Genomic DNA, 12,582 nt, shown 5'->3' with positions numbered 1-12,582 from the left:
TGCAATTGAGATGCAAAAAAAGAGAGGAAACCAAGTTTTTGGTTTCCTTTTTTAATTGTAGGCTCTGTTGAAGTATAATATTGAATATTTTCTGGGTAAAACGAAAATACGCTGTTGTTTTTAATTGTAAGTTAGGAAAATCCACCGACATCCCATGTGTTGCTACATACATCCCACACATGTTGAGTGTGTGGCTGAGCTTGTTTTAAAATAATAAACCTTTGCTAAAATCAGAATAGACATCTGACAAAAGGCACGAACAGGGGGGAGGATAGAGGGGACTAATGTAGTCACCTTAATCTTTTTCCCTATTTTGCTTTATGTTTGTTAAGTACGATTATGAATTTATTATGGATCGATAAAATGGCTATAGACTCTTTAGTGTTAAGGATATTGATTGTTTTGAACAGGTAATTGTAGTAATAGAAGTTTGAAAGTAGAAGAAGCTGTTAAACAAGTTATTAAAGGGAATTCAGTTGGCCTTTATAATTCCGTAACACCTTTTATAATGAACGAAAAACTTGATACAATATTGGAGCATTGAAGTTTACAAATGAACGTGTTGAAGAGTTAGAAAAAGAAAATAAAGAAATAAAAATGTTAACTGATAGAGATTCAATTTTAATGAAGCTATTACAGATGACAGATTTAATTTATTTTTTGAAAGATAGAAAAAAAAATTAAAAACAAACCAAAAAAGAAATCTATCCGATTAGTCACCTTTTTATTTTTGTAGCTTAAAAAACAAGATTCTAATATAAGTGAACCACCTAAAATGCACATTAAAAGTATTTTCAAATCAATATTTTGAGGTTTAATAATAAAAAGACTACCTATCATCACTGCTATAAAAAAAGGTTTTATTTTTTTTGTCAAATCACTTAAATAAGTCATCACAAACACCTTCTATATCTGTAGTTTAATTGTTATATTATACCATAAAATAGTTTGATAAATATTGTGAAAAATTACACAAAAATGTAATTTATAGAACAATTTTCCTTCTAGTATTTTGTTAACATTAAATATGAATAGTTTAATGTTAGGAGGAAATCATGAAAAAATTAAGATTAACCTTACTCTCTGGAGCAATTTTGACATCAACAATTGCTCCAAACTTTGTAAATGCAGAAGAAACTCAGCCAGTACAGGAAGAAGTAAACAACATATCTGATGATACTATTGTTGTCGATGAATCAGATAAACTTGAACAACTTGAAGCAGAAGCATTAGCAACACCTGAAACTCCTGAGAAATCAGCTCGTATGGTAGTAAATGATGGATATCAAGATTATTCTTATGCAAAAACTGTTTATGGTACTACAAGTGCACGTGACGGATTCGTAGCAGCAGTTGCAACTACTCTGATTAATGGATTACCAGGAGGTTATTATATAAATAAAGCTAAAGCTGTTTGGAATGGTATTTTAGTTTCCTTGGATTTGGTAACTATACCCCTAAATATCTAAAAGCGGTAATATATGTGAAGAATGACGCTTATTACAACAGGAGTAAAATAATTTATTATTCATACTCAGACAGCAAGCGTACTAAATTAATTAGTAAAACTACTAGATACCACTCAATTCAATTAAAAGACTATAGATAACCTTACTACAAAAAGGCTTATAGAAATAATTGTATAAGCCTTTTTCTTTTTTAAGCTATTGGGTTGAGCTAGCTAGGGTTTGGGGCTAGCCCCATACAATACTAAACTTAATATTTTAGTAGCTGTATTTCACTCGGTACATATTGACTGGTAAAAACTATGTATCTCCAATTCTTAATCCTACATTGAAAAGTTGAATCCCCCCAAAGAGAGTTTCTAAATAAATTCGTAAAAAAGAAAGTGCAATTCATTTGCAGTTAAAGGTGCATTGAATCTGATCATTAGTCTTTAATTTAATAAAGTTTTTTTCAAAGCATATATATGATACTAGTAAAGATAGGTTAAAAGTGAATAATTTAAAAGTTGATAAAGCAATACATTGAAAAAATAGAGTAGAAGAGGGGAGATTTATATTATTATTGATTGCCATTTTCATGTGGATGAATCCATGCTGACCTTAGAAAAAATGATAGAGGGGATGGATAAAAATAATATAGCAAAAACTGCTCTAATCCCTCCTATGAGTGAAAAAATGTTTGAATCGGATCGTACCATTCAGTATCAGATCCAACGATTATTCCGTTTTCTAATACTTAATACACCTCAAATTGGGCACAAAATTTATGATGGTCTAGTGAAAGATGGCTATTTGAATCTTTATGGTAACAAATACAAGATTTTTACCGAGCCGCAAAATGATATTGTGGCTACTGCAATTGCAAGATTTCCAGACCGTTTTCTAGGTTGGGTAGCAGTGAACCCTATGATTCCTAATTTTATGGAAGAAATCGAATTCTATCTTAATAACCCTAGTTTTATTGGGGTAAAGGTTCATCCATTCATGCATGGTTATCGTATTAAAGCTCTTGAACCAGTTGCTGCTTTATGTGAATTAAAAGATGTACCGATGATTATTCATCTTTCTTCTGAGATTGACTCCTATAAATATCTACCTGAAAATTTTCCTAAACTTAAATTAATTTATGCTCACGCTGGTCTACCATTTTGGAGAAATCTATGGAAATATGTTAAGGAAAAACCAAATGTATATGTTGATACATCAAGTGATTATCTTAATCCGTCAATTGTAAAACAAGCGGTAGAGGCTTTAGGTTACCGTAAAGTTCTTTTTGGCTGTGACGGACCATATGGAATGAAGACATTTAATGAATATGACTATTCGGACAAGAAAAGATGGGTGGAATCCCTTCTAATTCCTGATAATGAAAAGGAATACATACTCGGTAAAAACTTTTTAGGATTAATTGAATAGGAAAAAGGAGGCAACTAACCCTTGTGGTTGGTGCCTTTTTTTGTTCTTCTAAAGGATTTACGAGGTTGTTATGGATCCAGATATCACCTTGAGTTATTCTTCGAGTAGTGATTGAAGAACTTGAGAAGTTAGATCTGTAAGGGAACGGAATTGTTCCAATAGATGAGGAAGGATAGCTCTGACTTTTGAAGAGCTGTTCTGCCTTGTGGCTCCCCAAAAAAACGTAAATTTATCTGATAAATAATTAATAGGATTAACAAAGAATTTATATAGCTTTACAAATCTGAAATTGTAGATTAACAGATGGGGATTAATCTATTAAAAAGGAGTAAGGGGATTCAAGAAAGACACAAGTTTGCTTGCTGGGTCTTTTAAGGGTAAATGGTGAAACCGATGACCATAATTTCACAACTACCACTTGTCATCTACTCGCTTAAAAAAGAGGGCAGATTAGATTTCTTACCAATTCAAAAAGTAAATATGCTTGGCATGTTACTTTGGTGCAGTAAAACGTACATAATAATTTCTTTATAAGGAGGGAATCTGGAGAAAATGAATCATTTACTACAAGCCTCTATCAGAAGAGCTGGCCTCATTATTACTCTAACTATCATCGTTCTAGTATGGGGTGCAATATCAGCCTTTCAAATGCAGAGGGATTATCTACCTGAAATTAATAATCCTACACTTACGGTTACAGTAAAAGCTAAGAGCCTACAGGCTGATCAGGTTAAAGAATATATAACAAATCCTATCCAGGAGGCGGTCAGGGTAGTAGACAATCTTCAGAATGTGGAAACTAATTCCTTTAATGGGGGCTCGTTTATAAGTCTAAATTTTCCTATGAAATATGATATGGAAAAAGCAGAGCAGCAAGTGAATAAAGCGATAGAAGAAATTTCATTGCCAAAAGGAACCGACAAACCACTTGTGAACCGCCTTAGTACGCATTCGCTTCCTATTATGACAATCAGTCTAAAAAGCAATAATGTCAATATTACAGAAAACATGCTAAGGACTTCCGTACAAGAAGAAGTGGTAAAAGGACTTAAAACTGTTCCTGGAATAAAGGACATTCAAGTATCAGGCGCTGGAAATGCTGGATACGCCATCTCAATTCGCAAGGAAGATTTAATTAAGTCCGGTTTTAGTGTGGACGACATCAATAATTCCCTCATACAACAACACACAACTGAAACAGAAGGGAACTTATCAGACGGTCAGATGACACTTCCCATAAAAGTGAACGGCTGGGGGCTGAACAAAACAGATCTGCAGAAGTTGCCTATAAGTCGGTCAGATGGTAAGACCATTTCTCTATCTGACGTGGCAGATATTTCGAATTCGATTGTTAATCTTCAGACCATATCCAGAACAAAAGGTACACCAAGTGTAGTACTGGATATTTTAAAAACGCCTTCGTCAAATATTAGCAATCTGTCGAAAAGCATTCACAGCCGACTACAAGATATAACACCGATTAAAAATAATGATGTAGAAGCTTCCATACTTTTTGACCAGGGCAAGCAGGTGAACCATTCTTTACAGGGACTCGTTAAAGAGGGATTATTGGGATGCTTGTTCTCCATGATCTGCGTATTTCTATTCTTTCGCAATGTACGCTCTACATTATTGATTGCCATTTCCTTGCCGATCTGTCTTTTAGCTACTACCGGTATCCTAAAGTTGTTAGGAATCTCCCTTAACATTCTTACCGTTTCCGGCCTTGTGGTGGCGATGGGAAGGGTTGTGGATGATTCGATTGTTATCTTGGACAATATCAACAGAAAAGTAAAAGAAGTAAAAGAAGGAAAAGAATTAAAAAGCTTTTCGTTCATTACGCTAGCCGTAAAAGAGATGATTCCGGCGATTGTTTCATCTACGGCCACTACGGTTGCTGTATATATTCCCATAGCCCTTGTCGGTGGTCTCGTTGGCGCAGCCTTTTCAGGTTTTGCATGGTCTGTTGTAATTGCTCTCATTATTTCCTTAGTTGTTTCAGTTCTTGTAGTTCCTGCTCTATATAATCTTGTCTGGAAAGGAAAGCCAACAGCACACGATGATTTCATGGCACAACGTTCTTATAAGATTTATGGCTGGGTTTTACAGAGAAGGAAGCTTCTTAGTACAATAACTGTAAGTTTATTTGTTGTTTTGGGTGTAGCCTCGACCTTGCTTCCTGTAAATTTCCTGACCATGACTAATAATACAGGGCAGCTCGGCATTCAAATTGAATTACCCAAAAATACATCGCTGAGTGAAGTAGACGAAGAAGTGAAGAGAGTTGAGGGACTTTTGCAAAGGAATCAAAACGTTTCTTCATTTTCGTCCGGCCTCGGTTCTTCTTACACTCCCCAATCAGACGATGTATTTGATGCTGGAGGTGGATGGATCCAGCAGCCGAATATAGCCAATCTGTCCCTAAGTATTAAAAAAAATGCAGATAAAACTAGAATGACTAGCCAATTACAAAAGCAGTTGGATTCTCTTAAAAGTTCAGCAATTTACACGGTAACTGACAAGAGTATCTCGGGAGATGACTCGTTATTAAAAATTAATCTAAGTGGTGCGGATAGCCAAACTCTTGAAAATTTATCACGCTCTGTTGGAAATCGTTTAAAGTTGATACCGGGACTTGCCGTGCAAGGTTTGGCTGATGAAGAAGGCACCGCTTCTCAATATCAATTAACCTTAAACAGAAGGATGATTGAACAAAACGGTCTGAATTTATCAGATATAATAAATCGGTTCAAATTATACACTGCTGAAGGCACAATAGGCGAGATTTCGATTAACAATAATACTTATCCTATCGTTTTACATCTTAAGAATGTGGATCGTAAGAATGCCCAAGCCCCCAATGAAACAGATCCGGCTCTGCGATTATTAAATCGGATGGGTAACGAATCGTTTATTAATAAAGAGGGAAGAACTTTTAGATTAAATCAGCTTGTTGTTGCTTCTCCCATAACAGATGCATCTGTAATACAAGAGAAGGATGGTCATCCATACGCTGTTATTACGGGAAACATTCTCTCTAGAGATGTAGGGAAAGTAACCAAACAGGTTAAAAGTGTACTTAAGGATACTCCGTTGCCCGAAGGAGTCAATTACTCTTTTGCAGGAGCTCCTGAGCAAGTAAAGGAAATGATCTATGAAATGGCCATAGCTTTATCATTTTCCATTTTGATTGTTCTTTCCATTATCAGCTGTGTATTCAGGGGATGGAAGGCACCTCTGACAGTATTAGTTTGTATACCGCTTGCCTTCATTGGATCAGTCGCTGGAATGTTAATCTTCCATTTGGAATGGAACCTGGCCGCTCTGGTCGGACTGTTAATGTTAACCGGAATCGTGGTTACGAATGGGATTGTATTGGTAGATAAAATAGAGAGAAATAGGGTGGCAGGACACAGTTTAGATGAAGCACTATTACAAGGTACATTATCTAGAATTAGGCCGATTCTCACAACTGCTTTAACAACAATTTTAACACTAATACCTTTAGCTTTATCATCTCGAACTGACACTATTATCTCTCAAACTCTCGGTATTGTTGTGATTGGTGGGTTAGTAAGCTCCACATTGATCAGCTTATTTATGATTCCTATTTTGTATAAATGGCTTCATAAGGACTATGACCAGAGACCCAATGACATCGTTGATGACCTCAGTCATAAATATATAAAAACTGTTTAGGAAGTGTGTAGTATTTATTTGTTCATTCTTGTCGTTAGATCAAAGAATCGTTTTAAAAACGGTTCTTTTTTCTATTGGTGAAATATTTTTATAGATATAAGTTACATATAATGTGCCTATTCAATCGGCCTCATACAATCATTTCTGGTCCATAACGGTAAACGGACTAGACTCCTGGATTACATAGAGTTAAATCCTATCTTTCTACTCTTTTTACGCAATAATAGTTCTACTACTTCCCCCGATAGGAGGGGGGACGTTCAATTTCCTAGTAAGTAATTTTATGTGTTATTTACTTGTATTTTATTTAAATTATGTAAATTTGTTTAGATGAGAAATTGAGCATACCAGGACTACCGATATTGATATATCAACGTTTTAATGTGAAAGATTATTCCAACCACCCTATTTTTTAGGAGAAATTTACTAATTAATACTTAACTCTACTAAATATAACCTTTATATTAATTTACTAATCTGGAGTAGTAGATTAATAGAATAAGAGTATTCTTTAAGAAGATTCAGAAAGGAGTGAAAGTTAATGAAGAAAAAAGTAAGTAAGACAAAATTGCTCGCTGGAATTACCTTAAGTACAGTATTGTTAGGATCTGCCGGTGCTTATGCTGCAAATGATAATGCTTTTGGAAACAGGCTCGTTGGCCCTCAGGCAGATGGCTCCGTATTAACACCTGTCAATCAACTCATCACACCAGCGGGAAAACAAATTGAATTTGGGGGCAATCCTATAACGGTTGCTGTACATCCAAATAGTAAGACAGCAGCAACTATCGTTGGACGCAATAATTACGGTGGAAAAGGGATTAACATTGTCGATCTTTCGACTGGAAAATTGACTACTCAAGATTTATCAATAGGCCTCTCTCAAATGTGGGGATTAGCTTATTCTGCGGATGGTAGCCAGCTATATGCAACAGGTTCATCAGGAACAACCGGAAAAGTAGTCGTTATGTCAGTTAGTGAAGATGGAACTCCATCTGTCAAAAAAAGCATTAATCTGCCCAAAGCATCTGTCGGCGGAAATATTAACCCCCTTGATATAGCGGTTACACAAGAAGGTAAGCTGCTAGTTGCCCTAAACCGTGATAACAGCCTTGGGGTTATTGATCCTCAAACCGGTTCTGTTACTAAAGTAGCAGTAGAAAATGCGCCTACAAGTGTATTAGTCAAAGGCAACTTTGCTTATGTAACGAACCAGGGTGGCCGTACCGCAAAAGAAGGGGATACAACAGTAGATTCTTCAGGGACAAATGTAGTTGTGGACCCTAAAACAGGTGCAACTTCGACAGGAACAGTATCTGTTATTGACTTGACTACGAATACAGTAACAAAAACGATCGAAGTTGGTGTGCAGCCTGAACGTATGACGCAGTCAGGTCAATACATATTTGTAGCAAATACAAATAGCGACACGGTTTCTGTCATTGATTCTAACACTAATACGGTCGCACAAACGATCGACATCAAACCATACCCTAATGCTGCTAAAGGCTCAGCACCTAACGCTGTGAAAGTAGTAGATAATAAATTAATGGTCAGCCTTGGGCGGGATAATGCGATTGCAGTATACGATTGGCACGGACCTGATAAGACCCCTGAACTGCAAGGTCTTTTGCCGACAGCCTGGTTTCCAGTAGATATCGCTGTTGATTCTGAAAATAAGAAGTTAATCGTTGCTAATGCGGATGGTATTGGTTCTCGTGGACCTGCACGTGATTTAACGATTCAAGGAATTAAGGTTACCGGGAAATCATCATATGCTCAAATTGGTTCTTTATCATTAATCCCATTCCCTTCTGCAGAGGATCTTGCAAAAGGGACCAAGCAGGTTTTTGCTGACAACAACTGGTTTGGATTAAAGAACCTAAACGCAAAACCTCGTCAAAATAAAAAACCTGTTGCTATGCCTGAGCGGGTTGGTGAGCCTTCAACAATCAAACATGTATTCTATATTATTAAAGAAAACCGCACTTATGATCAGGTTTTAGGAGATTTAGGTAAAGGAAATGGAGAACCAGCTTTAACTCAGTTCCCAAAAGCAGTAACTCCAAACATTCACAAACTTGCGAGTACATTCCCGCTCCTTGATAACGTATATACTTCAGGTATTCAATCAGCAAGCGGACACCAATGGGTAATGCAAGGAACTAACACGGACTATGAGGATAAAGAAACAGATTCAGCTAATGTTAGAAGCTATCCTGGAGGGGCTGGGGATCCTATGGCGTACGCACCTACAGGACACTTATGGGATCAAGCTGCAAAAAATAACGTATCTGTAGAAAACTTCGGCGAGGATACAACCGGTTTCACTGGATCAGCACCGTTTGGTACCTGGATGGACTGGTACAAAGATTATCAGATCCTTTCCGGACAGAAAGAGGGAGATCTTCATGTACCAATAGGAAACTATTCGGCAACATATGATATTCCATCTCTTGGGCCGATTACCTATAAACCTTTCCCAACCTTTGATACGAGTATTCCAGATCAATATCGATTTGAAATATTTAAGCAAAGGTTTGAAGAACACGTCAAAAATAACGATTTACCAGCTTTAAACACGTTGTGGGTAATGGATGACCATACTGCAGGAAATGCAACAGGTTCTCCTACACCACAAGCTATGGTTGCGGATAACGATCTTGCTATTGGTAAAATCGTTGACCTTATTTCGCATAGTCCATATTGGAAGGACTCTGTAATCTTCATTACTCAAGATGATTCACAGAATGGATTAGACCATGTCGATGGTCATCGTCAGCCTGCGCATGTAATCAGTCCATGGGTGAAAAAAGGTATTACAGACAGCCACTATTGGACTGTCATAAATATGGTAAGAAGTATCGAGCAAATTCTTGGTCTCCCTGCTATGAACCAAAATGATGCAGCTGCAGAACCGATGAGCGAGCTCTTTACAGACAAGCCAGACTTTACTCCGTATAACTTCGAGCCTAATCAGATACCGCTTGATACTTTAAATGGACAGCCGAACTCCAATACGGCTGCACTTGCTAATACAGAACAAGTTACACTAGAGTCAAAAGAACTTTCAAAAAAATGGACTGAATGGTCTAACAAGAACAAGGATCTATTTACCGGAAAACATGCTTCTCCGGATGAAGTCAACGCCAACATGCTAAATCATTCTGTTTGGTACGCAACAAAAGGCTTTGATCAACCATATCCAGGGGATAAACAACCGCTAAGCCCAGAAGAAGTGCAAAAGCAACCAGAAAGCAGCGCACCTTCTCCAGCAAATAATTAAAATCGTAAAGGATATAGAAGAAAAAGAGGCTGCTTGCATTATTTATGGAGTTAGCCTTTTTTTTGAATATATATATAAGGTATGGACTAGTGGGAAGAATATCTCCTTTTTCTTATCGCAATCTTATTGGCATAAGTATTCTAACTGAGCTTGTTTTAAAATAAAGGTGGGGTTCACAAAGGTGTATAATACAAGAAATGAATTAAAAAAATGACTCAATTTAACTGAGTCATTTTTTTTGCTAGATTAATTGTTTAACAATTTTAAATATTACCTATGATACACTAGATTAATAGTTCATTATTTAAATCGATTGGGGAGTCGGGACTTGAAATCAATTTTATTAAAAGCAGGTTTATTAACAACACTTTCTGTTGGATTAGTTGCTGGTAAAGCTTCAGCAGATGAAATGGATTGGGCTACTAAGTGTGGTGAAATTGTGGTAGGCAAAAATCCTCCTTATCAACAAATTAATTGTTTATTAACAAACGCAGCATTAAGTAAGGAAATACCACCTGAAGTTGTAAAAGCCGTTGCTGAGCAAGAATCAGGTTGGAGACAGTTTGATGATAATGGTAATGTAATTTCTAACGGTTCAGAAGGTGATAAGCATAAGGGGTATGGTATTATGCAAGTTACTGATGAAGTTCCAAACCCAGAAAGACTTCAAACTGATATCATTTATAATATTGAGCAAGGTGTGAAAATTTTAAATGCAAAGTATGAATTACAAATTCCTTCTAGTGTTCCTAGAATACCTAGAATAAAGGATGCAGGAAAAGATATTATTGAAAACTGGTATTTTCCAGTAATGGCTTATAATGGCATAGTTCCATCAAACAGCCCAATTTTCCGTAGCGAGGGATCTAGGAATCTTAAAACATATCAAGATCAAGTATTTAGTAAAATTGAATATCAAAGTTTTTCTAATGACACCAAATTAGCTCAATATCCATTTGAGTATAATGATTTTGATTACAAAACTGATTTCAGTACAGGTTTTAAGTTTAATAGATTTGACTATGTCTTAACGGATGAACTCCATGAGTCAGTTTATTTACTGAAAAAAGGCGACGTTGTAAAAGTAACCAAAGATGGCGCGAATTTAAGAGACCGACCTACTAGATACTCAGGAGGGGAAGGACAGCCTTTAAATAAGACGTTTATTATTGATGGAGATTTTGAATACACTGAGCCTGATAGCAAAGATTATAAAGAAAAGCACTATGTTTGGTTCCCAGTTAAATCAACTGATGGAGCTTTATCAGGTTACATTTCATCTGCTTATCTAACGAAAAAGAAAGATTTCGTTGATCCAATTGTATCTGGGGTTAAAAATAATGAGTATTACAATGAAGACGTAAAGATTTCTTTTGATGAAGGAACAGCTTTATTAAATGGAATAGCTTTCGAAAATGGAACTACAGTTACCAATGAAGGAAAATACATGTTAGAAGTAAAAGATGCAGAAAGTAACACAACAAAAATTACGTTTACTATTGATAAAACAAAACCAGAATTATCTGGTGCTGCAGATACAATTATACAAGTCGGTTCACCATTTGATTCAAAATCAGGCGTTACTGTAACAGATAATGTAGATGGCGATTTAACTTCTAAAATTCAAGTATCTGGTTCAGTGGATAACCAAAAACCAGGAGAATATCAATTAGTTTACTCTACAACAGATAGTGCAGGTAATACAGCAACATCTATCAGAAAAATCACTGTAATCGATTCTACTAAACCAGTATTCTCTGGTGCTGCAGATACAATTATACAAGTCGGTTCATCATTTGATTCAAAATCAGGCGTTACTGTAACAGATAATGTAGATGGCGATTTAACTTCTAAAATTCAAGTATCTGGTTCAGTAGATAACCAAAAACCAGGAGAATATCAATTAGTTTACTCTGCAACAGATAGTGCAGGTAATACAGCAACATCTATCAGAAAAATTACTGTAATCGATTCAACTAAACCAGTTATATATGGTACGGCAGATAAGAAATTAAATATTAATTCACAGTTTGATTCCATGGCTGGAGTATCTGCTGTAGATAACGTAGATGGTGATTTGACTAAATCCATTAAAATAGCAGGTATAGTAGATACTAAGAAAAAAGGTACTTACACACTCACATACACGGTTAGTGATAAGGCTGGAAATATAATAACAGTTAAAAGAACAATCACGGTGATTGATAATATTCAACCTGTCATTTACGGTGCAGTTAACAAAACTATTAATATCAATACTAATTTCAATCCATTAACAGGTGTAACTGCTACAGATAATGTGGATGGATCTTTAACAAAGCTTATCAAAGTAACAGGAACAGTAAATACAAAGAAAACCGGAACATACACATTAACATATACGGTTACTGATTATTCCGGTAATAAAACGGTTATTACAAGAAAAATCACTGTAAAGGATAATATTAAACCTGTAATTTATGGTGCAACACCGAAAACAATTAAAGTAAAGTCTAATTTCAACTCAAGAACAGGTGTTACTGCAAAAGATAATGTTGACGGGGATTTAACAAAAGTGATTAAAATTACGGGAACTGTAAATACAAAGAAAAAAGGTACTTATACATTAACGTATGTAGTTTCTGATAAAGCTGGTAACAAAACTACTGTACAACGTAAAATCACGGTTAAATAAATTAAAGGTCTACCAAAATCGGTAGACCTTTCTTAATTCTT

The 12,582-nt window shown here is 35.8% G+C and carries 6 protein-coding genes; 5 read left to right on the top strand and 1 reads right to left on the bottom strand.

From position 1 onward, the window contains the following. Positions 1–648: 648 nt before the first annotated feature. A complete protein-coding gene (locus COI44_RS11670) occupies positions 649–894 on the bottom strand; it encodes a hypothetical protein (protein ID WP_098428104.1) in 246 nt (81 codons plus the stop codon). Positions 895–1,055: 161 nt separating this feature from the next. On the opposite strand from COI44_RS11670, the gene COI44_RS11665 reads away from it, so the two are divergent. The 5 genes from COI44_RS11665 to COI44_RS11645 all read left to right on the top strand — a co-directional run bounded on the left by COI44_RS11665 (position 1,056) and on the right by COI44_RS11645 (position 12,541). After that, positions 1,056–1,469: a hypothetical protein gene (locus COI44_RS11665; RefSeq protein ID WP_098428103.1), complete on the top strand. Its 414-nt coding sequence runs from the start codon at positions 1,056–1,058 to the stop codon at positions 1,467–1,469. Between the two features lie 588 nt (positions 1,470–2,057). After that, positions 2,058–2,882: an amidohydrolase family protein gene (locus COI44_RS11660; RefSeq protein ID WP_098428102.1), complete on the top strand. Its 825-nt coding sequence runs from the start codon at positions 2,058–2,060 to the stop codon at positions 2,880–2,882. A gap of 552 nt (positions 2,883–3,434) precedes the next feature. Beyond that, complete coding sequence (locus tag COI44_RS11655; protein ID WP_098428101.1) at positions 3,435–6,581, top strand: efflux RND transporter permease subunit; 3,147 nt, start codon at positions 3,435–3,437, stop codon at positions 6,579–6,581. A gap of 568 nt (positions 6,582–7,149) precedes the next feature. Beyond that, the gene (locus COI44_RS11650) at positions 7,150–9,867 is read left to right on the top strand and encodes a bifunctional YncE family protein/alkaline phosphatase family protein (RefSeq protein WP_286163890.1); all 2,718 of its coding nucleotides are present in this window, start codon (positions 7,150–7,152) and stop codon (positions 9,865–9,867) included. Positions 9,868–10,195: 328 nt separating this feature from the next. Beyond that, positions 10,196–12,541, top strand: a complete 2,346-nt coding sequence (locus COI44_RS11645) for an immunoglobulin-like domain-containing protein (RefSeq protein ID WP_098428099.1) — start codon at positions 10,196–10,198, stop codon at positions 12,539–12,541. The last annotated feature ends 41 nt before the right edge of the window (positions 12,542–12,582 follow it).

The sequence above is a fragment of the Bacillus sp. AFS088145 genome (assembly GCF_002564465.1).
Lineage (GTDB): Bacteria > Bacillota > Bacilli > Bacillales > Bacillaceae_G > Gottfriedia.
Note: the sequence above shows the minus strand (reverse complement) of the source record. Positions and strands in the feature narration are given on the sequence as shown.

Coding starts and splice junctions, on each gene's coding strand:
- COI44_RS11670 (WP_098428104.1), bottom strand. CDS start 894: ATGACTTATTTAAGTGATTTGACAAAAAAAATAAAACCTTTTTTTATA.
- COI44_RS11665 (WP_098428103.1), top strand. CDS start 1,056: ATGAAAAAATTAAGATTAACCTTACTCTCTGGAGCAATTTTGACATCA.
- COI44_RS11660 (WP_098428102.1), top strand. CDS start 2,058: ATGCTGACCTTAGAAAAAATGATAGAGGGGATGGATAAAAATAATATA.
- COI44_RS11655 (WP_098428101.1), top strand. CDS start 3,435: ATGAATCATTTACTACAAGCCTCTATCAGAAGAGCTGGCCTCATTATT.